The 20,277-nt window shown below is 59.5% G+C and carries 20 protein-coding genes and 1 pseudogene; 3 read left to right on the plus strand and 18 right to left on the minus strand.

From position 1 onward, the window contains the following. Positions 1 to 39: 39 nt before the first annotated feature. Positions 40 to 870 (minus strand): DUF3313 domain-containing protein, encoded by an 831-nt coding sequence (locus tag PH547_RS24885; RefSeq protein WP_445944975.1) that lies wholly within the window; start codon positions 868 to 870, stop codon positions 40 to 42. An 85-nt stretch (positions 871 to 955) separates the two neighbouring features. Here PH547_RS24885 and PH547_RS24890 point away from each other — a divergent pair, with 85 nt between their 5' ends. Together PH547_RS24890 and PH547_RS24895 are read left to right on the plus strand one after the other, a co-directional pair. Beyond that, positions 956 to 1,180: a hypothetical protein gene (locus tag PH547_RS24890; protein WP_158704417.1), complete on the plus strand. Its 225-nt coding sequence runs from the start codon at positions 956 to 958 to the stop codon at positions 1,178 to 1,180. Continuing rightward, positions 1,162 to 1,758, plus strand: a complete 597-nt coding sequence (locus PH547_RS24895) for a TetR/AcrR family transcriptional regulator (protein WP_104822037.1) — start codon at positions 1,162 to 1,164, stop codon at positions 1,756 to 1,758. The genes PH547_RS24890 and PH547_RS24895 overlap by 19 nt, the downstream gene beginning before the upstream one ends. A 181-nt stretch (positions 1,759 to 1,939) precedes the next feature. On the opposite strand, the gene PH547_RS24900 is transcribed toward PH547_RS24895, so the two are convergent. From PH547_RS24900 to PH547_RS24925, 6 genes are all read right to left on the minus strand, one after another. Next, complete coding sequence (locus tag PH547_RS24900; RefSeq protein WP_199773516.1) at positions 1,940 to 2,353, minus strand: hypothetical protein; 414 nt, start codon at positions 2,351 to 2,353, stop codon at positions 1,940 to 1,942. A 140-nt stretch (positions 2,354 to 2,493) separates the two neighbouring features. After that, positions 2,494 to 3,585: an ABC transporter ATP-binding protein gene (locus PH547_RS24905; RefSeq protein WP_104822036.1), complete on the minus strand. Its 1,092-nt coding sequence runs from the start codon at positions 3,583 to 3,585 to the stop codon at positions 2,494 to 2,496. Between the two features lie 24 nt (positions 3,586 to 3,609). Then, complete coding sequence (gene bglA / locus PH547_RS24910) at positions 3,610 to 5,262, minus strand: beta-galactosidase BglA (protein WP_104822035.1); 1,653 nt, start codon at positions 5,260 to 5,262, stop codon at positions 3,610 to 3,612. A gap of 35 nt (positions 5,263 to 5,297) precedes the next feature. After that, positions 5,298 to 6,461, minus strand: coding sequence for a carbohydrate ABC transporter permease (locus PH547_RS24915; RefSeq protein ID WP_104822034.1), 1,164 nt, complete (start codon positions 6,459 to 6,461; stop codon positions 5,298 to 5,300). 1 nt (position 6,462) lies between these two features. Next, a complete protein-coding gene (locus PH547_RS24920; RefSeq protein WP_104822033.1) occupies positions 6,463 to 7,479 on the minus strand; it encodes a carbohydrate ABC transporter permease in 1,017 nt (338 codons plus the stop codon). 132 nt (positions 7,480 to 7,611) lie between these two features. After that, positions 7,612 to 8,973, minus strand: a complete 1,362-nt coding sequence (locus PH547_RS24925; protein WP_104822032.1) for an ABC transporter substrate-binding protein — start codon at positions 8,971 to 8,973, stop codon at positions 7,612 to 7,614. A 307-nt stretch (positions 8,974 to 9,280) separates the two neighbouring features. On the opposite strand from PH547_RS24925, the gene PH547_RS24930 reads away from it, so the two are divergent. Then, entirely contained in the window at positions 9,281 to 10,306 is a 1,026-nt protein-coding gene (locus PH547_RS24930; RefSeq protein ID WP_283051441.1) for a LacI family DNA-binding transcriptional regulator, read from the plus strand. A gap of 21 nt (positions 10,307 to 10,327) precedes the next feature. Here PH547_RS24930 and folD read toward each other — a convergent pair whose 3' ends face one another. The 11 genes and pseudogenes from folD to PH547_RS24985 all read right to left on the minus strand — a co-directional run. Then, entirely contained in the window at positions 10,328 to 11,227 is a 900-nt protein-coding gene (gene folD, locus PH547_RS24935; RefSeq protein WP_285169662.1) for a bifunctional methylenetetrahydrofolate dehydrogenase/methenyltetrahydrofolate cyclohydrolase FolD, read from the minus strand. Between the two features lie 117 nt (positions 11,228 to 11,344). Then, positions 11,345 to 13,282 (minus strand): GumC domain-containing protein, encoded by a 1,938-nt coding sequence (locus PH547_RS24940; protein WP_285169663.1) that lies wholly within the window; start codon positions 13,280 to 13,282, stop codon positions 11,345 to 11,347. A 126-nt stretch (positions 13,283 to 13,408) separates the two neighbouring features. Then, positions 13,409 to 14,251 carry a WecB/TagA/CpsF family glycosyltransferase gene (locus PH547_RS24945; RefSeq protein ID WP_104822029.1) on the minus strand — a complete coding sequence of 281 codons (843 nt, stop codon included), beginning with the start codon at positions 14,249 to 14,251 and terminating at the stop codon, positions 13,409 to 13,411. Positions 14,252 to 14,505: 254 nt separating this feature from the next. Next, positions 14,506 to 15,042 (minus strand): hypothetical protein, encoded by a 537-nt coding sequence (locus PH547_RS24950; RefSeq protein ID WP_104822028.1) that lies wholly within the window; start codon positions 15,040 to 15,042, stop codon positions 14,506 to 14,508. Beyond that, positions 15,039 to 15,407, minus strand: coding sequence for a hypothetical protein (locus PH547_RS24955; RefSeq protein WP_104822027.1), 369 nt, complete (start codon positions 15,405 to 15,407; stop codon positions 15,039 to 15,041). Before PH547_RS24955 ends, PH547_RS24950 begins: the two co-directional genes overlap by 4 nt. Positions 15,408 to 15,420: 13 nt before the next feature. Next, positions 15,421 to 16,017 carry a rod-binding protein gene (locus PH547_RS24960; protein ID WP_104822026.1) on the minus strand — a complete coding sequence of 199 codons (597 nt, stop codon included), beginning with the start codon at positions 16,015 to 16,017 and terminating at the stop codon, positions 15,421 to 15,423. Positions 16,018 to 16,203: 186 nt separating this feature from the next. After that, positions 16,204 to 16,623, minus strand: coding sequence for a hypothetical protein (locus PH547_RS24965; RefSeq protein ID WP_104822025.1), 420 nt, complete (start codon positions 16,621 to 16,623; stop codon positions 16,204 to 16,206). 18 nt (positions 16,624 to 16,641) lie between these two features. After that, positions 16,642 to 17,394: a flagellar biosynthetic protein FliR gene (gene fliR, locus PH547_RS24970; RefSeq protein WP_104822024.1), complete on the minus strand. Its 753-nt coding sequence runs from the start codon at positions 17,392 to 17,394 to the stop codon at positions 16,642 to 16,644. Further along, on the minus strand, positions 17,391 to 19,478 hold the full coding sequence (gene flhA, locus PH547_RS24975; RefSeq protein ID WP_104822023.1) for a flagellar biosynthesis protein FlhA: 2,088 nt from the start codon (positions 19,476 to 19,478) through the stop codon (positions 17,391 to 17,393). Before flhA ends, fliR begins: the two co-directional genes overlap by 4 nt. Before the next feature lie 218 nt (positions 19,479 to 19,696). Next, complete coding sequence (gene fliQ / locus PH547_RS24980) at positions 19,697 to 19,963, minus strand: flagellar biosynthesis protein FliQ (RefSeq protein ID WP_104822022.1); 267 nt, start codon at positions 19,961 to 19,963, stop codon at positions 19,697 to 19,699. Between the two features lie 32 nt (positions 19,964 to 19,995). Beyond that, positions 19,996 to 20,277: pseudogene (locus tag PH547_RS24985) on the minus strand (IS701 family transposase); the annotation flags it as partial.

Below are 20,277 nucleotides of genomic sequence, written 5' to 3' on the forward strand. Positions count from 1 at the left end.
TGCGTCGCCGGAATTCGGCAAGACGACGTCGAACATTGATCAGGGAGTGTTCGACGCCGTCTTTTCCGCATTCGCCGGAGCCTTGTCCGTCCACCCCGGCGGGAGGCCGATGCGTGCTCCTATGAAGCCCGTCACGCCCGGCGACTTCCCAAATGCTTTGCAGGCCTCATACTTGGGCGCTCGGCCGACGAGAGCCGCCAAATTCGCTCTGGAAGGGAAAGAGGGCATCGATCCGAAGGGCGTTTTGCCCTTGACCAACAACTTGCTGAAGTCGCCGCCGAATTTGGCGGCGAGACTGTAGGCATCTCCTTCCCTGGCAACCGTTCCTGAATCAAGAAACGCGTTTGCCCCACGTCCCCAGATCATCACAGCTCTCTGCACGCCCTGAGGATTAAGGGCCTCCGCCTCGAGAGAGAGACTGCCCATGCCGATCGGGATGCGGGGGATGGGCACGGGTACATTCGGCAGCAGCACGCTCTTGCCGACAGATGCGACTTTCGAAACGCCGACGGCTGTAGCGTTCGTTGCCTTGACCTGCGTGACGACGGCGCGAACAGTCAGATCCGCCTGATGGGTTAGACCGACAACGACGAATCGTTCACTCAATCCGGAACAAAGCGCCCTGTCGACGGCATTGGTGACGAGGTTGCGCTGCTCGGGCGTGAAGGCGGCGCTTTCAGCCCGCAATGAAAAAGCAGTCGGAATAATCTTCACGGTCTTCGCCGTCAGAACATCGTCCCTGCTCACCCGAAGAAGCGAGTGGGCAACCAGCCCGTCCGATCGGGTCAGGCCGTCATAAGATCGCAAGGATCCCGCGCGATCCAGGGGCGCTGCCGCGCACCCCCCCAAGAAACTTAGCAAAAGAGCCATCGACCAAATATCGGACCGCCGACGCCCAGGGGTTTCGGCGGCATCTGAACCGTAAGTCTCGCAATTATCGTGATTTGAGATTGCATTGGCTGGCATGGACGTATCGCTCTCCTGCGTTTGGTTAGGGCATCTCGTATCAACATTAAATATTACACTGGATGTAAAAATTAATGTTGGCTACTTTGCGGCAATCCAAAAATGGCGCGCTGGAATTATTTCACCGGGAATTGAGCAGGGTGCGGGACAAGCTGATGGTTTGAGTGGCGCTGCGACTTATGACAGTATGGAGCGATGCATGATCGCCCCTTAAAACCGGAAGGCCTGCGCGAGCAAAAGCGACGCCTGACATTTCAACGCATAGCGGAAGTCGGACTGAAATCCTTTCTAGCGAAGGGTTATCAGGAAACGACGATCGACGAGATTGCGGCCGCGGCTGGTATTTCCCGCCGGACTTTCTTCTATTACTTCAAAAGCAAGGACGACATTCTTCTGGCGCATCAGCGCGGATATATGGACGCTCTCCGGGCAAGCATCACAGAGAACGCATCAGCCGGACGACCGCTCGATGTCATTCATCAGGCAACCCTGAGACTTGTAGCACGCCTTCAGGCTGAGGCTCCTCAGCTTCTTGAGACGGCCCGGCTTCTGCGTCAAAGCGAGTCCCTGCGCGCACGCACGCGCAGCAACTACCTGCAGCTCGAACAGGTTGCCTACGAGACACTGTGCGAACTGTTTCCGACGAGGGACCGCGACGGACTACGGCTGGTTTCAATGATTGCCGTAAGCCCTCTTCGCCTCTCGGTCGACAAGTGGCTGCAGGAAGACGGCAAGCTACCGCTGATTGACTACATGGAGGATGCGCTCAAGAAGTGGCAGGCGGAAATTTGATCCGTCTCTAAATCAAAAAGATAGAGTGGGATGTCGCCCGAAAACCGCGCACAGTCTTCGGCATCCCGCTCTATCCCTTTGTTTTTACGCAATTCCGGACGAAAAACCGCTTCGCACTTTTCCTGGAATTGCTCCAGCGCGTGGATCGTCGCCCAAACCTATTCTTGGCGACGAGATTTAATCAAGCACGGATATCGAGCACGCGGTCGCGGTGCGACGGATGGGTGCTGTAGACGAAGATCTTGTTCATCTCCTTCTCCGACAGCAGGCGCAGGAAACGGACCTCGATGGTGTTGTTGGGGAAGATCTTCATCAGGATGCAACCGACCTTGGTGATGCGGGCATCGGGGATGTCGAGATAGAACTGCTTTGGCAGATTATACTGGGTGAGGATCGCCAGAATCGCGCTGCTCTGCGAGATTCGGATGATATCGCAGCGGCGTGACGCCAAGTTCATGACGCCTTTTTCGGTATATTCGATCCGCGCCGCGTTCATCGTGTCCTCCATTCTGTACCGCACCTCGCGGTCGTACATGAAGGACTCTTCCTTGTTGAGGAAATGCTGGCCTGGGTGAGCGGTGCCGGAAGCTGCCATTATCGTAAATCCCTGAAGTATATTACGAAGCTCAGGCTACCAGCGGGTATTTAACAGAAGGTTTGGAAGCGCTAGACCAAGTTGCATTTTATTGTATTTCTACACCTGGACTAGCGCTCCCGCGCTCTTGGGAGGATGCCTTATTGCTTGCGATAGGTGTGGCCGTCAGCATCGAAAAGATGCAGCTTCTGCCTATCGGCCGCAAAGCGCATCTTCTGCCCGCGCTTAACGTCTGCGATGCCGGGTATCTTGACGATGATCGGCTCACCATCCACCAGGCCCTCGATATAAAGTTGCGTGACCTCGCCGAGGGCTTCCACGATGGAGACCTCGCCTTCGAAGAGGTAATTCTCGTCCGTCGCGATCCGCAAATCTTCCGGGCGAACGCCGAAGCTTGCGGTTTTGCCTTGCTCGGATGCCGCCGTCGCAATGTCGAGCGTCACCGTCTTGCCGCCTGTCAGAGTCACTGTCGTCATCGCGCCGGTGCCAGTGACCTTCGACGGGATGATGTTCATGGCCGGCGAGCCGATGAACTTCGCCACGAAGAGGTTGGCCGGATGCTCATAAAGCTCGAGCGGCGCACCGACCTGCTCCACACGACCGGCCGACAACACCACGATGCGGTCCGCCAAGGTCATGGCTTCCACCTGGTCGTGGGTGACATAGATCATCGTCGTCTGGGGCATGGAATCGCTGAGCTTGGCGATCTCGATACGTGTCGCCACGCGCAACGCCGCGTCGAGGTTCGATAGCGGTTCATCGAACAGAAAGACCTTCGGGTTGCGGCAGATGGCACGGCCGATTGCGACGCGCTGGCGCTGACCGCCCGAGAGAGCCTTTGGGAGGCGCTCAAGATATTGCGTGAGCTGAAGGCTCGCGGCGGCGGCGCGAACGCGGCGGTCGATCTCCTGCTTGCTTTCCCCGGCGATGCGCATGCCGAAGGCCATGTTGTCGAAGACCGTCATATGCGGATAGAGAGCATAGGACTGGAAGACCATCGCGATGCCGCGCCTTGACGGCGGCACCTCGTTGACTTTCTGTCCCGCGATGAGCATGTCGCCGGAGGTGATGCTCTCGAGCCCGGCAATCATACGCAGCAAGGTGGATTTGCCGCATCCGGACGGGCCGACGAAGACGATGAATTCGCCCTCCTGGATATCCAGATCGATGCCATGCAGAACATGCACATTTCCGTATGATTTTCGGATGTCCTTCAGAACAAGCCCTGTCATCTATGCTCTCCTCCTCCCAAACACTCAGGCGAGACGCGCGAAGTAAGCGCCCCAGGCCGGAATATCGATCTTGTTGCCGTAGTTGTTGCTTGCAAAACCGTGACCGGCAAGAGCCTGCCAACTCCCCTCAGGCAGGGTTGCAGTCGCTTCTGTCGCGCTCATGTTGAACACACAGAGAATAGTCTCGTCGCCGTAGTGACGCGTATAAAGCAGCACGTCCCCCTGCGGTTCAGCAAACGCAATCTCGCCCTTGGCGAAAGCCGGGTGCTGCTTGCGGAAGGCGAGGAAGCGGCGATATTGCTCCAGCACCGAACTCTCATCTCCATGCTGCACGCTGACAGCGCGCAGGATATGCTCTACCGGCACCGGAAGCCAGGGTTTCACCGTCGAGAAACCGCCTTGTGCGACCTGGCTGTCCCAGACCATCGGCGTGCGGCAGCCGTCGCGGCCCTTGAATTCCGGCCAGAATTGGATGCCGTAGGGGTCCTGCAGATCCTGATAGGCGAGATCGGCTTCCGTCAGGCCGAGCTCCTCGCCCTGGTAGAGGCAGACCGAGCCGCGCAAGGTCAGGATCAAGGCCGCATATTGCTTGGCAAGCGCATCACGATCGGCAACCAGGCTGCCCCAGCGGCTGACATGGCGCACCACGTCATGGTTTGAAAACGCCCAGCAGGCCCAGCCGTCCGGCGCGGCGGCGGCAAAATCCTTCATGACGTCTTCGACGCGTTCCGGCGACAGCGGGTCCGGCGCCAGGAATTCGAAGGCGTAGCACATATGCATCTTGTCGTCGCCGGACGTATATTCGCCGACGATCTCGAGCCCGCGCTGACTATCGCCGACTTCGCCGACGGCGGCAATCGCCGGATATTCATCCAGCACGGCGCGGAAACGCTGCAGGAACTTCAGATTCTCCGGACGGTTCTTGTCGTAGAGATGCTCCTGGAAATTATAGGGATTGACCGCCGGCGCGGTCGAAGCATTGCGGCGGGACGGCTCCAGCGCGGGATTGTCGCGCAGTTCCCGGTCGTGGAAATAGAAGTTGATGGTATCGAGGCGGAAGCCATCGACGCCACGGTCGAGCCAGAAGCGCACGACGTCCAGCAGCCGGTCCTGAACCTCGGGATTGTGCAGGTTCAGGTCGGGTTGCGAGATCAGGAAGTTGTGCATGTAATATTGCATGCGGGTCGGATCCCAGGCCCAGGCAGAACCGCCGAAGATGGAGAGCCAGTTGTTGGGCGGCGTGCCGTCCGGCTTGGCATCCGCCCAGACATACCAGTCCGCCTTGGGATTATCCTTGCTCGAGCGGCTTTCGACAAACCAGGGATGGCGGTCGGAACTGTGTGACAGCACCAGATCGATCATCACCTTGATGCCGAGACGATGCGCTTCGGTCACCATCACATCGAAGTCGGCAAGCGTACCGAAGATCGGATCGACATCTTCATAGTTGGAGACGTCGTAGCCGAAATCACGCATGGGCGAGGTGAAGAACGGCGAAATCCAGATCGCGTCGACACCGAGGGCTGCAATATGCGGCAGGCGGACGGCGATCCCCTTGAGATCGCCGATGCCGTCGCCGTTCGAGTCCTGATAGGAGCGCGGGTAGATCTGATAGATCACGGCGCCACGCCACCAGTCCTTGTCAACAGCCGAAATCGATTGAGGGGCAATGCTCATGCTGAGTGGTCCTGTATGTATGGAATGGTCTTGGATCAGCCCCCCTTCACCGACCCGGCGAGCAGACCGCGCACGAGATAGCGCTGCAGACCGAAGAAGACGAGGAGCGGGATAAGGATGGTGACGAAGGCGGAGGCCGTCAGGATTTCCCAATTGCCGCCGCGCGAGCCGAGTAGGGCGTTCAAGGCCGCCGTCAGAACCAGATGATCCTTGTCGGTGCCGAGGAACACCATGGCGATCAGAAGGTCGTTCCAGACCCAGAGGAACTGGAAAATCGCAAAGGAGGCGAGCGCCGGGAAGGACAGCGGCAGGATGATCTTGACGAAGATATCGAAGTCGCTGGCGCCGTCGACGCGGGCGGATTCGATGATTTCCTTCGGCAGGCCGGCAATGTAGTTGCGCAGCAGGTAGATCGCGAGCGGCAGGCCGAAGGCGGTATGCGCCATCCAGATGCCGGGATAGGTCTTCGACGGCACACCGAACACCTGGCCGATTTCGTTATAGATGCGCAACAGCGGGATGAGCGACATCTGCAGCGGCACGACGATGAGGCCGACGACAAGCGCGATCAGGAGCGCGCGGCCGGGGAAATCCATCCAGGCAAGCGCATAGGCAGCGAAAGCCGCGATCAGGATCGGGATGATCGTCGCCGGAATGGTGACCGTCAGCGAGTTGATGAAGGACTGGCCGATGCCTTCGCCCGTCAGAACGGTGTGATAATTCTGCAGGGTGAACTGCGGTGGGGCGGAAATGGTCAGATAAATGCGTTTGCCGCGCGTATCCGCGTCGAAAGCAGCATTTTTCTGATAGCGGTAGCTGCCATCGGCATTGACGGTCAGCGTCTCGCCATTGCCGATATCCGCAGGCGCACCGGCCTTGAAAGCGGCCGGGTCCTGCACACGCAGGCCGAAGGATTCGATCTTGCCGTTACCGCCGTTACCGTCGCCGGAGACATTCCCGGTGATCACGTAATTGGGGCCATCCTGCGTCGCCTTATCGTTGCCAGCGAGGCGCACTGCCGTCGTCCGCGTCGAGCCGGCGAAGGCCGTCCACCAGCCGGAGACGACGATCTGATCCTTGTCACGCAGGGCCGTGATGAAGATACCGAGCGTCGGCAGCAGCCAGACGAGAACGATGAGCACAACCGCGAAATGAACGAAGAGGCGAGCGGGGCCGATGCGGCCAAGGTTTCCGATCATCTTAGCGACCCTTCATTTCTGCGTTTGCACGACGGATGTTCCAGATCATGATCGGTGTGACGGCGACCATGATGACGAGCGCGATGACCGCGCTTCGGCCGGAATCGCCGCCGCCGCGGAACAGCCAGTTGAACATCAGATTTGCAAGGACCATCGTGTTCCACTGACCGTTGGTCATGGTGAGCACGATATCGAACACCTTGAGGACGAGGATGGTGATGGTCGTCCAGACCGTGGCGATCGTGCCCCAGACCTGCGGCACCATGATTTTCCAGAAGATTTGCCAGCCATTGGCGCCGTCGATAACGGCCGCTTCGATGGTCTCCTCCGGAATACCGCGGAGGGCGGCCGATAGGATGACCATGGCAAAGCCGGTCTGGATCCAGATGAGCATGACCATCAGGAAGAAGTTGTTCCAGAAGGGGATGGTGATCCAGACTTCCGGCGTACCGCCGAAGAGCTGCACGACCGCATTCAGCAGACCGATCTGCGTGTCGTTGCCGCCGCGATATTCGTAGATGAACTTCCAGATGACCGATGCGCCGACAAAGGAGATTGCCATCGGCATGAAGATGACCGCCTTGGCGATGTTACCCCACCAGATGCGATCGGTCATGACTGCAATGACGAGACCGAAGAAGGTGCAGGCAGCCGGCACGACGGCAAGCCAAAGGATGTTGTTGAAGATCGACTGGCGGAATTCGGTGTCGTTGAACGCCCAGACATAGTTGGCGCCGCCGACGAATTGATTGCCGTCAGGCCCGTAGAAGGACAGGATGAGCGTCGCCACCACCGGATACATCAGGTAGACGGCGAGGAGGAAAAGCGCCGGTCCGAGGAAAAGCCAGGGGCGGATCAGGCTGCGGCGACGCAGATTGACGGCGGCGCGATGAACATCGCCACCTTCTTTCGCCGGAAAAATCAGGTCCAGCAGCTTGTTGGAAAACAGAAAATAGGCGGCGCAAACGGCAACGCCGAATATCATGGCTCCAATCGCCGTCAGTATCTGCGAAATCATCCTTCCCTCCCGAATAATTGCTTGCACGAAGCGACCTGTCCGGCGTCGTCGGCACCTCCCAAGGCGTCGGCTACGACAGGGTAGAGCGGCGGCGCCGGGAGATACCGGCGACGCCATTCTGCGATGTTATGATTACTTGATGGAGTCCCAAGCCTTCTGGATTGCGTCGGCGGAGTCCTGAGCGGACTTGCCACCGACGAAGTCCACCATGCCGGTCCAGAATGCGCCTGCGCCGATCTTGCCCGGCATCAGGTCGGAACCGTCGAAGCGGAAGGTGGTGGCGGTCGTCAGAATTTCGCCTTCCTTCCTCAGGGTGTCGTTGGCATAGGCCGCCGTGTTGACGCCCTTATACGGGGTCAGGAAGCCCGACTGTGCCATCCAGACTTCTTGAGCGATCGGCGTCTGCAGGAACTCGATGAAGGCGCGAGCGGCCTTCGAGTCCTTGGTGATCGTTGCCAGCGTGCCGGCGCCGAGAACCGGCTTGCCGAGCTCCGGATGCGATGCATAGGGCGGGAAGTAGAAGAAGTCTGCATCCTGGCCGAGCTTCGTGCCCTCAGGGAAGAAGGATGGGATGAAGGATGCCTGCTTGTGCAGATAGCACTTGGGCGGAACCGTAAAGAGGCCCTTCGGGCTATCTCGGAAGTCGGTCGACGCGACCGCAGCGACACCGCCGTTGACGTATTTGGCGTTCTTGGCGAACTTGCCGAATTCATCGATGGCGTTGACGACCTTGGGGTCGTTGAATTTCAGGCTATTGTCGACCCAGCCGTCATAATCCTTCGGAGAGACGGTGCGCAGCATCAGGTCTTCGACCCAGTCGGTGGCCGGCCAGCCGGTGGCTCCGCCAGAACCGAGGCCGATGCACCAGGGAGTGCCACCATCCTTGACGATCTGGTCGGAGAGCTTGATCAGGTCTTCCATGGTGGTGGGGACCTTATAGCCGGCTTCCTCGAAATTTTCCGGCACGTACCAGACGAGCGACTTCAGGTCAGCCTTGTACGGGAAGGCGTAGAAGGCGTCCTTGCCGTCCTTGCCCTTATAGGTGCCGTAGCCAACCCAGCTATCGCCGGCGCCATAGTTGGTCTTCACCCAGTTTGCCAGATCATCGCCGAGCGGCGTCAGATAGCCCTTGCTGGCAAGGTTGGCGAGAAGGCCCGGCTGCGGCAGGATCGCAACATTCGGAGGCGAACCGGCCTGGGTGTCGATAACAATCTGCTGCTCGTAGTTTTCCGAGGACGAATACTTGGCATTAACGCCGGTCGCTTCGGTGAAATAATTCAGGACGCTCGTGAACAGCGCCTCGTCTTCGCCGCGCCATGGGCCGAAGATCGTCATCGTCTCGCCTTTCAAGTCCGCATGAGCGGCCTTGAAGTCGTCATAGCTCTTCCAGTTGAACTTGGAATCCTGACCGGGCTGGAACTTCAAATCTGCAGCCAGTGCGCTACCAGCCGCCAAGGCGGCAACGGCAACGGTCATCAAAAGCAATTTCTTCATGTGGTTGTCCTCCCAAATACAAATCCCACGAGCCCGAACACGCGGCGCGTGCTGCGCGCTCATTTCTCAAAGCGCTTTGGCTACTCACTCATTCCATTGCGGGCAGAGCAAAGTCAAGCGAATTTGTGAATTCGGCTAATATACACCCAAATCTCGCATTGCAGCATTGAATGACATCAATATTTCGCAAATTGTCTTGTTTCGCATGCGCTGCCTGCTACATAGTCTAAAGCGCTTTGGAAGCCAGTCGTATGGCAGGAGGAAGCCTTTGCGCGACTGGAATGGGCAGATGGAGGAGCGGAGCCACGTGAATCTGAAGCAGCTATCGCAAATGTTAGGCCTGTCGCAGACCACGGTCAGCCGTGCTTTGAACGGATATCCGGAGGTCAATCGCGAAACCCGCGAGCGAGTGCTCAAAGCGGTGCGGGAGACGGGCTATCGTCCGAACAAGGCCGCGCAACGGCTGGCGACCGGCAAAGCCGGCTCGATTGGCCTGGTCATGCCGACGGCGCCCGGCCATCCGTCCGATCTGCATTTCGGCGAATTCCTGACCGGCCTCGGCGAAGAGGCATTGCGGCATGATTTCCATTTCGTCCTGACGCCGGCCGATCCGAACGACGAAGTCGGTGCGCTGAAGCGGCTTGCCGCCAGCGGCAATGTCGACGCCCTGTTCATCACCTATATGCGCGGCCATGATCCACGCCTCGAAATGCTGAAATCATTGTCCATACCCTTCCTGGTGCATGGACGGTCCTTTGGAACGGAGCCGGATTACCCCTATCTCGACATCGACAACGAGGCCGCCTTCTACGACGCCACAAAGCTGCTGCTGCAGCTCGGCCACAAACGTTTTGCGCTGCTGAACGGCCCGATCTATCTCGATTTCGCCATCCGGCGGAAAAAGGGCGTGGTCGCAGCCCTTGCCGAACGCGGCCTGATGCTGGACGAGGCGTATGTCAGCCATACCGCAATGACCGATGAACAGGGCCTCTATGCCATGGAGCGCATCCTGCAGCTCGACGTGCGGCCAACCGCCATCCTCTGTTCCAGCACAGTACTGGCGCTCGGCGCGGTACGCGCCATCAACCAGGCGAAACTGAAGCTCGGCGAGGATATTTCGCTGATCGCCCACGACGATGTGCTGACACTGTTGAAACCGGAGAATTTCACCGTGCCGCTGACGACCACGCGATCGTCGCTGCGCGCCGCGGGCGTGCGCGTCGCCGAGCGGCTGATCGGCGAGATCAAGCAGCTCGAGACATTTCCCGAGCAGGAGCTTTGGAAGACCGAGCTGATCGTGCGTGCCTCGACCGGCGTGGCACCGGCCGATTGATATGATTTAGGTGGCGTGATCTCAGAACCGCGGCGCTGGCTTGCCGGCAGCACGATGGGCGGCGATCACCGTATTGGCCATCAGCATGGCGATGGTCATCGGCCCGACACCGCCCGGAACCGGGGTGATGGCGGCGGCCACTTCCGCCGCCTCGGCAAAGGCGACATCGCCGACCAGCCGGCTCTTGCCCTCGCCGCGTTCCGGTGCGGCAATGCGGTTGATGCCGACATCGATCACCGTCGCTCCCGGCTTTACCCAATCCGCCTTCACCATTTCCGGCCGGCCGACCGCCGCCACCAGAATATCGGCACTGCGGGCAACCGCCGGCAGGTCCTTGGTGCGGGAATGGGCCGTCGTCACCGTCGCATTGGCATTGAGCAGCAGTTGCGCCATCGGCTTGCCGAACAGGTTCGAGCGGCCGATGACGACGGCGGTGAGACCCGAGAGGTCCTCGCCATGGATGCGGCGCACCAGCAGCATGGCGCCGGCCGGCGTGCAGGAGATCAGCCCGGTGGCAAGATCGCCGGTCGCCAGCTTGCCGGCATTGACCACATGCAGGCCATCGACATCCTTGTCCGGCCGGATCGACTGGATGATCGCGTCGGCATTCAGATGTTTCGGCAGCGGCAGTTGCACCAGGATGCCGTGAATGGCGGCATCCTCGTTGAGGGACTGGACAAGCTTTGCCAGCTCGTCCTGCGTCGTCTCGGCCGGCAGCGTGTGCTGGATGGAGGTAAAGCCGCATTCCTTGGCCATGCGGCCCTTGGCGCCGACATAGGTGTGGCTCGCCGGATCATCACCGACGATGACGACGGCAAGGCCGGTCTTAACACCCGTCTCTTTTTCCAGTGCTGCGGTCGCCGTCTTCACCGCATCAATTACCGAAGCAGCCACCTGCTTGCCATCGATCACAGTCGTCACGAATATCTCCCGACATAATTTCGGCGGCAATCTACAAGCCATCGGCCCGGCGGATTTGCCTGCCAACGCCCTATGGTGTCTGAAAGCGGTAATTGCAAGGAGAAATCGGCGACGGGTTCAGCCGCGCCCCGTCTGCCGGCGTGAAGCATAGGTCTGCACCTTCGTGCGCAACAATGCCAATTCGCGCTGGATCTGCGTCAGCTCCTCGGTAACCACTGGACGATCATTGGCGACGGGAATGGTGGCATCGAAGCGCGGTTGCGGCAGCTCGGGCATTGGTCGCCGCAGTGGGCCCGGCTCGGCGACACGGCTGAAAACCGGCTCGGGCGAAACGAAGCGCCCGGCTGTCTGATCCTCCGAAAGCGATCCGCCGCCCATCCATTTCCGCAGGAAGACCAGGCAAAGTGCTGCACCAAGGCCCATGACGAAACCCGCCGCCTGGCTACCCGCAAGATTGTCGTCGAGGGGAGCCTTGGCGGCGACGGCAGGGGCGATGACGGCGATCGGAACCTCGACTTCGGGCGGAGCCGTATCGGCGTTCTGCAGATCGGCGTCGTAGCGGCTCTGGGCGGCCGCGACATCATCCTGAAGCTGACCAAGGCGGGCCATATCGACATCGATGCTTTTCTGGCTGAGAGCGGTCATCCGCGCGGAAAGCGCCGTCCGGTTCTCAAGGGCAGCCTTCAGGACCGTATCGCTGCTGGCGATCAGTCGCTGCAGTTGATTGCGGATATCGGCGGCCAGCCCATCGACCGTCGCCTGTTGCGCCAGCAGACGGGGATGGCGCGGGCCGAGCTGCGTGGAGAGCTGGGACAGAACGACCTTGGCGGCGCTATAGCGGCTGCGCAGATCGTCGAGCCCGGCAGATGACAGGTCGCCCGACAGCGCGCCACTCGTGACGCTGGCGGGCGTGGCGGATTTGGCGGCGAAGACGCGGGCCTTTGCACTCTGCACGGCAGCCTCGGAGGCCTTCATCTCCTCATCCAACTGACGGCGCTGCCGCTGAAGATCGAGCGCAGCTTCGATCTTGCCGTCGCCATACTGCGCCTTGAAATCGGCGAGCGCGGCCTTCGCTTGATCGAGATCCTTGCGGCTCCGGTCGGCAAGCGAGCTGCTTTTGCCAGGGAGGCCAGCGCCTTGCGCAACGGTGGCGTCATAGATCGTCGCATCGGCCAGATGATTGGCGATCTCGGCCGACTTTGCCGGATCGCTTGTGGTAACGGCAAGATGCAGGGTGCCGCTCGGCGCATCGGTGGTGACGGCGATATCCCCGCGAAGGGCTGCCTGCGCACGCGACGGCGCGTCGGACGCATTGCCGCTGCCGGAGAGCAATTCCATGGCAACGCCGAAAGCGCCGGCCCGATCACCGGTGAATTCCGGATCGCGGTCGAGCTTCAGCCGGGCGACCAGATCGGAAAGCAGGGAGGGCGCGGCGGCGCGTTTGGCGGTGACATCCAGAAGCGCCTGTCGCGCAGCCCCCTGCCCTTTTATCTGCAATACGGTGTGGGAGACATAGCGCGGCGGAGCTGCCAGCATTGTCGGGAGAAAGGCGCCCGCCAGTGCGGCGACAATAACGAAGGCAATGGAGCCGAACCCGAACACCCAGCGCCGCGGCGGCGTAGGCGTCACCGCTGAAACGGCGTGCGGTTCAACCAGAGGCGAAAGCTCGATTTCGACGTCTTCGACACTGGACGAAGCCAATGATTGATCTGCGATCGGTTCCGGCTGCCCATGCATGATCGTTCCGCGGGCGACGGGATGGTCTCGCAGGATGCCGCGGATGCGGTCGGGCAACGATTGAGCCTCTGCAGCCTCGTCCACATCAGGCTTTTTTCGCCCGGAGACCGGATAGGGATCGCCGTCCAGCATCTTTTGAATGAGGGCCAGCAACTCCGCATCGCCCGGGGTCTGGTGGCCGGCAGGCTGGACATTGGCGGCTATCAGATAGCCGTCTGCCCCGCGATCGAAATGGGCATGCCGACCTACGCCGCGGTAAGCTCCGAAGGCTTCCGCGTCGTCAGGAAGGTATCTCGTCCTGGCCTTGCTTTCGAACATGGCGGGTTGTCTCGCGCGCATGGTCAGTGACCGATGCCGATGGTTAACCCACTCTAAATTTTCATGGCAAAGAAAAGGTTAACGACAACCGCAATCTGGGGGCGCAATCTGGGGGCGCGATCGGGATCAGCCGGCGAGCTTATCGGGCGAAGGAAGCCGCAGCAAAGGCGCGGGCTGCGGTTCGGCGGCGCGCAGAATGCGCTCCTTGCGGCCGAATTGGTGCCGAACGACCTGGTAGAGGAAGAGCGGCACACCGAGAATATAGCGCCGCCACAGCCTGCTCGGCTCCTGAAGCAGGCGGTACATCCATTCAAAGCGCGTGGCGCGCACCAGCGCCGGCGCACGCGGCACCGTGCCGGAGACGAAATCGAACAATGCGCCGACCGTCAGCACCAGCCTTGCGTGCTGCGGTTCGATATGGTCGGCGACCCATTTTTCCTGAAGCGGCGTCCCCATGCCGACAATCAGTACGTCGATCTTCTGACGGCTGACCTCCGCCGTCACCAGATCGCTTTTCTCCTTGTCGAAATAACCGTCCGCAATAACGATGAATTCGTGCCACGGCGCATGTTTACGGAAGTTTTCCGCGGCCTTTTCAACAACATCGCGGCGGCCACCAATCAGACCGATACGCTTCGGCCGATCCATAAAGGTCAGCAGAGCCGGCACGAAATCGGTACCGTTCAAATTGGCCGGAAAGGAAACGCCATGGGCAACCCGCGAGGCGATATCCAGGCCGACACCATCGGGCAGGACAAGGTTTTTCGCCAGCACATCGCGATACCTGCCGTCGCGCAGCATCATCAGCATATTATGGGCGTTGACGAAGGAGATGACCGTCTGGCCGACCGGGAGGGACGCCAGCTCGTTGATGAAGTTCAGCGCGTCTTCCCAATCGAGGTCGCAGACCGGCAAGTCGAAAATCATTCGACGCGACGTGAGCACGGCAAAATTTGCGACTAGATTCACCCTAGACCTCCTGCCGCAGACGCCTTCATACGCGCGTCGCCGGCAAACTTCTCGACGCAAATCCTCCACCGTCTGTCCGTTCGGTGACATCGGACGCATCGCTGAGGATGCTTATAGCAAAGCGATCCCAAGCTTCCGTTAGGAAAATCGATTGGAATTGCGAAAGAAAAACAGGGATTTGTTAACGCTGTTTCGGGCGACAAACGCAGCAGGCCGCTCCATAAGGGGAGCGGCCATCACCGGTCTCAGCAGGTCTAATGTGCCGGCTTCGGCTCCGCGTCGGGCGCTGCATCGCCCTGGACGATCTTTACCGGCTTGACGGTTCTCTTGCCGCCGCCATCGCCATTGTTGATCTCATCCTTGGAGAGATAGTCGAGCTGTTCGACCAGAACGTCGGCGACATAGTCGCCGCCGAGGCGTTCGTTCATGTTCTTCTTGATATCGCTGCGGAAACTGGCGACATCGAAGCTGCCGGTATGGCTGATGTCGATCGTCTTATTGCCCACCAGCAGCGAATAAAGCTCGTCCGTCGTTAATTCCGTCAGCGGCGTCTGGAGCTGGTTCGCCTTGCCCTTCTCCATCATGAAGGAAATGCGGGTGATGAAATAGCCGTTCACCTGACCGTTGGCGATGACGGGCACGTTGATCGATTCGCCCTTGACGAACTCCTGCTGCGCCTTTTTGGCGTCGTCAGGATTGATCGCGGGCGCCGTCGCCATCTGCACCGAAAAATAGACCGAAGCCAGCGTTACGGCGCAGACCCAGAGGCCGGTGAGGACGAGCTTGATCATCCGGCCTCACGGACGCGGAACTGCTCCTGCGAATAGGTGCCGTCCGCATCCGCGTTCTGCACCGCATTCTTCAAGATATCGGCGACGGCACGCACGGCCTCGAGATGAGCTTCGACGCGCCGTGCGTTCAAGATCAGCTTCTTCTTCAGCCCGTGCAACTGCTCGATATGCGAGATGGCAAGCTCGGCCGGATTGGTATCGCGAAACAGCATCGACAATTCGTAGAGGCAACGGCTCTTATGCGCATTCGATACTTTGAGATCGAATTCCGGATCTTTGCCGATGCGGTTGTTCTCGTTATCGATGATCATTTCCAGGCGGCCAAGGACCGACTTTATCCGGTAGTCGTTCGAAATTACTTCCATGTCCTGCCCCCGATCATACTTTCTTGGACGTCAGCGTATCTTGATTGGTGACGGTCGTATCGCTGTCACCATTGGTCTCGGCTGCGGCAAGCGTCTTTCGCTGGAAATCGGTGATTGCACTCAGCGCCATCTTCTTGTCGTTCTCATCGGTCGCCGCATTGACGGCGCCGGTGTTGCGCATCTTGGAAACCTGTTCCTTGTACATTTGCTCGGCAATGCCGACGCCGCCATTCTTGGCGAGCGTATTGCCGAGCTGTTCGGCCATCATGCCCTTCCAGATTTCACCGGCGGAGCCCTTGCCGTACAGCGTTTCGCTGTTCGGCAGCATGTTCTTCACGAAGTTCTGCAGCACCATCGCTTCGAACTTATGATAAGTCTGCGGCACCTTTGTCGGCGCCGTATGCGTGTTGGCGTTGCTGAGGCCGGCCTTCGTTGCGGCGCTGTCCAGCGCACTCACGGTCGAGGCGAAACCATTGCCGTTTTCCGCCAGGCTGGTGGCGGCAAAGGCAGCCCTGTTGGCCGCGAGCTTTTCCTGGGCTGCCTGAACGTCGGCCGGATTGGCGGCCTTGACGACATCCAGGACCAAATCACTCGGAGGCGAGATAGCCACGTCACGTTTCCTTTCACTAGAGCATGATCCCGCGACGCGTGAAGCAGCCATCGAGCAAGGTCATGCCGAATCGAGCGGTTAGAGCGTCGTGCATTCATTTGAACGCATGAAAATCGTTCTAATCTTTTGAATCCGGAGCAAGGCGGCGATTCGGGGATATGCCGTCTTGTTCTGAGATCACGAGGATTATGGTTTTTGAACCTTGCTGGAGGCTGGCGTTGCGCCCGCGAAGCGCTGATCGATGATATCGTAGACGGCATTATCGTCCGCCTCGCGCATTTCCAGTTCGCGGGCATCCTTCATATGCTCTTCCAACCGCTCCGCCTTGGTGCGCTCTTGCAGAACTTTCGTCTCGATCAGCTTTTGGATGCCGTCAAGTTGCTGATCCTTGAGCGTCAGGCGGGCATAGCGCCCGGCATAGTGCACCGAAAATGCCATATGTATCGGATCGGCCGAGCTGATCGCGTCGATCAGTTTTTCCATCGACTGGCTGACCTCGTTGCGCTGGCGGGTGGTATCCGCAAGCTCGTTTTCCGCTATCCGCTCGAGATGGCGCTGTACGGCGACGAGGCGCTTCAATTTTTCGGACCGGCTTTTTTCCGCCATCGCTTCCGCCTTACGCCGCTAATGCCCGTTGAAGACGCTCAGGAAGGCGCCGGAGAACTGACTGACGATCGCCGCGATACTGAGATAGAGCATGAACAACCCGCCCATCAGCAGATAGGGCGTGGAGATAAAATAGATCGGGATCTGCGGCGCCAGCTTATTGATGAAGCCGATCGACATCTGGAACATCAGACCATAGAGCAGGAAGGGGCTCGCCAGCCGGAGCATGATGAAAAAGGTGGCCTCCAGCGTATCGGCCACCGATACCAGCGAAGCGCGCGCATCGATATGGCCGCCGAAGGGAACGACCGAATAGGAATCGACCAGCGCCTGCAGGACGTGGTGGTGAAAATCCATAATGAACAGCATCATCAGTCCGCAGAAGCTGATCAGGCTGGTGAGCGACGTCTCGTTCGATTCTTCGATGATGTCCATGCCGCCGGGCGCATTGAAGCCGATGAGCATCGATATGGCCGTGCCGGCGAATTGCAGCCCGAGCGTATAGAGCCGCGCCATCATGCCGTACATAAGGCCGATCACCGTTTCGGTGAAGATCAGGCCGATATAGGTGGCGCCGCCTTTGGACACTTCCGGATAGATCGTGTTCCAAAGCAGCGGCAGGATTGCCATCGACAAGGCGGCCGCAAGCAGGATCCGAACCTGTTGCGGCACGCGGCCCGACGAAAACCCCGGTAGCACCATGATGCAGCCGCCAATGCGGCAGAAGGCGAGAAACAACGCCAGAATGGTGCCCTGGGGGTCTGTTATCATGAAATGGAACCTAGAATCTTGATCTCGATCCCCTTGGCCAATTCCACATGCGACAAGACCGGCAGAGTCGCGAACAGGCGTTCGATGATCATGCGCACATAGGAGCGCGTTTCCGGCGATGTGACAAGCACGAAGGGCAAGCCGCGGTCCATGTATTCACGGATAACTTTGCCTGCCTGCTCGCTGAATTCTTCCAGATTGCGCGGATCGATGTCGAACTCGACGATCTCGCCCTTCTGGTCGCGCTTCAGCGCCTGATGGAAGATAAGATCCCACTTGCTGCCGAGGCGGAGAACACGCAGCACGCCATTGTCGGCAAGGTCGCCGCAGAGCTGCTGCGCCATGCGCACGCGCACATGCTCGACGATCTGCTCCGTCTTGCGCACATGCGGCGCAAGTTCCGCAACGGCTTCGAGAATGAGGTGCAGGTTGCGGATCGAGACACGTTCGGCAAGCAGCAGCTTGAGGACCGCCTGCAGGCCGGAATAGGACATATGTGACGAGCAGATCTCGTCGGCGAGCTTCTTGTATTCCGGATCGAGGCGCTCGATCAGGATCTTTACGTCCTTGTAGGAGAGAAGTGCCGGCAGGTTGTTGCGAATGACTTCGCTCATATGCGTCAGCACGACGGAGACATTGTCGATCGGCTGGAAGCCTTCGCGCTTCAAATCCTCGGTGAAGGCTTCGAGGACCGAGACAGCGGGCATACCGAAGGCTGGTTCGCGAATCTCGTCGCCCGGAACGGTCGGCTTGCGGCCCGAACCCGTGACGACGAGCACTTCGCCGACACGCAACATGTTGGAGGCGACCGTCGTGCCGTGAATGCGGATCTGATAGGACTTGTCGGCAATGGCGATGTCGTCCGTCACCTTGATTTCCGGCACGACGAAACCGTATTGCGTCGCGAATTTCTTGCGCATCTTGCCGACACGGAAAGCCAATTCCTGATGCGCGCCGAGCAGGCGGGTGGAGACGATCTTGCCGAGCGCCAATTCGATTTCCGAGGTCGTCAGAACCGACTTGACCGAATCCTTCTCCATTTCCTTCGACTGCATCACCTTCTTTTCCTCCGCATCGCGGCGAAGCTTGTTTTCGGCTTCGGCCTGCCGCGGGATGAACCAGGCGCCGCCTGCCATCAGGCCGCCGAGAATGAGGAAGGGAACGAAGGGCATGCCCGGCATGACGGCCAGGATGCCCATCAGGATCGCGGCAACGGCGAGCGCGCGCGGATAGCCGCTCAACTGATTGATAACGGCCTGGTCGGTGGAGCCGGCGGTGCCGCCGCGCGAAACGAGAAGACCGGCGGCGAGCGAGACGATGAGCGCCGGCATCTGCGACACCAGACCGTCGCCGACCGAAAGCTTGACGAAGACGTCAGCCGCCTGGCCGATCTGCATGCCATGGCGGAAATAGCCGATAATGATGCCGCCGAAGATGTTGATGCAGGTGATGAGCAGGCCGGCGACGGCATCGCCGCGCACGAATTTCGAGGCACCGTCCATGGCACCGAAGAAGGAGCTTTCCTCTTCCAGCTCGCGGCGGCGGCGCTGCGCTTCTTTTTCGTCGATCAGGCCGGCCGACAGGTCGGCGTCGATCGCCATCTGCTTGCCGGGGATGGCATCGAGGGTGAAACGCGCGCCGACTTCGGCGATACGCGTCGCGCCCTTGGTGATGACGATGAAGTTGATGGTGATCAGGATCATGAAGACGATCAGACCGATGACGAAGTCGCCGGACATCACCAGGCTGGAGAAACCGGCGATCACGCCGCCGGCCGCATCATGTCCCTCATAGCCGTGCGAAAGAATGACGCGCGTCGTCGCAATGTTCAACGACAAACGCGTCATGGTCGCGATCAGCAGGATGGTCGGGAAGGATGAGAATTCCAGCGGCTTCTTGATCCACAGCGCCACCATCAAAATCAGCACCGAGAGCGCGATCGAGAAGGCCAGGCCCATATCGATGAGGAATGGCGGGATCGGCAGGAAGAGCACGCACAGGATGACCATGATACCGAGGGCGAACCCGATATCACGCATGCTGGGATTGGCTTTGGGAAGTGCTATTGCGGGTGGTTGCGCCATCGACCGGTTCCGTCTCTTCATGAGAGGGGGCAAACGGCTGACCCGTTTGCCCTATTCGGTCAGATCATTAAAAGGCGAAGCTTGCGCGAGAATGGCCTCTGGCCGACGCCACCGTCCTAAAGCGCATCGCAATCTCTGGGATCAGCTCTTTGCGCTTTAGCTCTTAACTTGCACATGTCGTGATCGCAAAACCGCTGCGCAGTTTTGCGCGTCATGTTTTAGAATCCCGACTGAATTCGGGAAAAGACGAGGTTGGTGAAGATCGAGATCTGCGAGCCGACGAAGGGGGCCGTGATGCCGACCGTCACCATGACGGCGACGATCTTCGGCACGAAGGTCAATGTGGCCTCCTGCACCTGGGTCAGCGCCTGGATCAAGGCGATGACGAGGCCGACGATCATGGCCGCGAGAACTGCCGGGCCCGCGGAAACGAGCACCGTCCAGATCGCCGCCTGGAAGATATCCAATGCATCGGCTTCATTCATAATATCTTCATCCCTTAGCTTGACTTTGTACATTATGCGGCGAAGCAAATCGCCTGCGCCATACGGACAAGTCGCCCTGGCGGTATTTTATGCATTTCCAGGTTTGACGGTGAGTGTCGATAAAGATCGTCGCTCCACAAAACGAGACGCACAGCGCCAATCGCATCTGTGAATGTCAGATCGGTTTTCCTGTACCATGCCGCCGCGTAAGGGCGCGTGGTTTGGCTGAGAACATCTCCCGCCCACAGCGTCACGAGACTATAGAGGGCCAAAAGTGAAGGTGTCGTGCGGATGATGGCGTTGCCATTCCACTG

The organism is Rhizobium cerradonense, assembly GCF_030182455.1.
Lineage (GTDB): Bacteria > Pseudomonadota > Alphaproteobacteria > Rhizobiales > Rhizobiaceae > Rhizobium.

Coding starts and splice junctions, on each gene's coding strand:
- PH547_RS24885 (WP_445944975.1), bottom strand. CDS start 870: ATGGCTCTTTTGCTAAGTTTCTTGGGGGGGTGCGCGGCAGCGCCCCTG.
- PH547_RS24895 (WP_104822037.1), top strand. CDS start 1,162: ATGCATGATCGCCCCTTAAAACCGGAAGGCCTGCGCGAGCAAAAGCGA.
- PH547_RS24900 (WP_199773516.1), bottom strand. CDS start 2,353: ATGGCAGCTTCCGGCACCGCTCACCCAGGCCAGCATTTCCTCAACAAG.
- PH547_RS24905 (WP_104822036.1), bottom strand. CDS start 3,585: ATGACAGGGCTTGTTCTGAAGGACATCCGAAAATCATACGGAAATGTG.
- bglA (WP_104822035.1), bottom strand. CDS start 5,262: ATGAGCATTGCCCCTCAATCGATTTCGGCTGTTGACAAGGACTGGTGG.
- PH547_RS24915 (WP_104822034.1), bottom strand. CDS start 6,461: ATGATCGGAAACCTTGGCCGCATCGGCCCCGCTCGCCTCTTCGTTCAT.
- PH547_RS24920 (WP_104822033.1), bottom strand. CDS start 7,479: ATGATTTCGCAGATACTGACGGCGATTGGAGCCATGATATTCGGCGTT.
- PH547_RS24925 (WP_104822032.1), bottom strand. CDS start 8,973: ATGAAGAAATTGCTTTTGATGACCGTTGCCGTTGCCGCCTTGGCGGCT.
- PH547_RS24940 (WP_285169663.1), bottom strand. CDS start 13,282: ATGTTCGAAAGCAAGGCCAGGACGAGATACCTTCCTGACGACGCGGAA.
- PH547_RS24950 (WP_104822028.1), bottom strand. CDS start 15,042: ATGATCAAGCTCGTCCTCACCGGCCTCTGGGTCTGCGCCGTAACGCTG.
- PH547_RS24955 (WP_104822027.1), bottom strand. CDS start 15,407: ATGGAAGTAATTTCGAACGACTACCGGATAAAGTCGGTCCTTGGCCGC.
- PH547_RS24965 (WP_104822025.1), bottom strand. CDS start 16,623: ATGGCGGAAAAAAGCCGGTCCGAAAAATTGAAGCGCCTCGTCGCCGTA.
- fliR (WP_104822024.1), bottom strand. CDS start 17,394: ATGATAACAGACCCCCAGGGCACCATTCTGGCGTTGTTTCTCGCCTTC.
- flhA (WP_104822023.1), bottom strand. CDS start 19,478: ATGGCGCAACCACCCGCAATAGCACTTCCCAAAGCCAATCCCAGCATG.
- fliQ (WP_104822022.1), bottom strand. CDS start 19,963: ATGAATGAAGCCGATGCATTGGATATCTTCCAGGCGGCGATCTGGACG.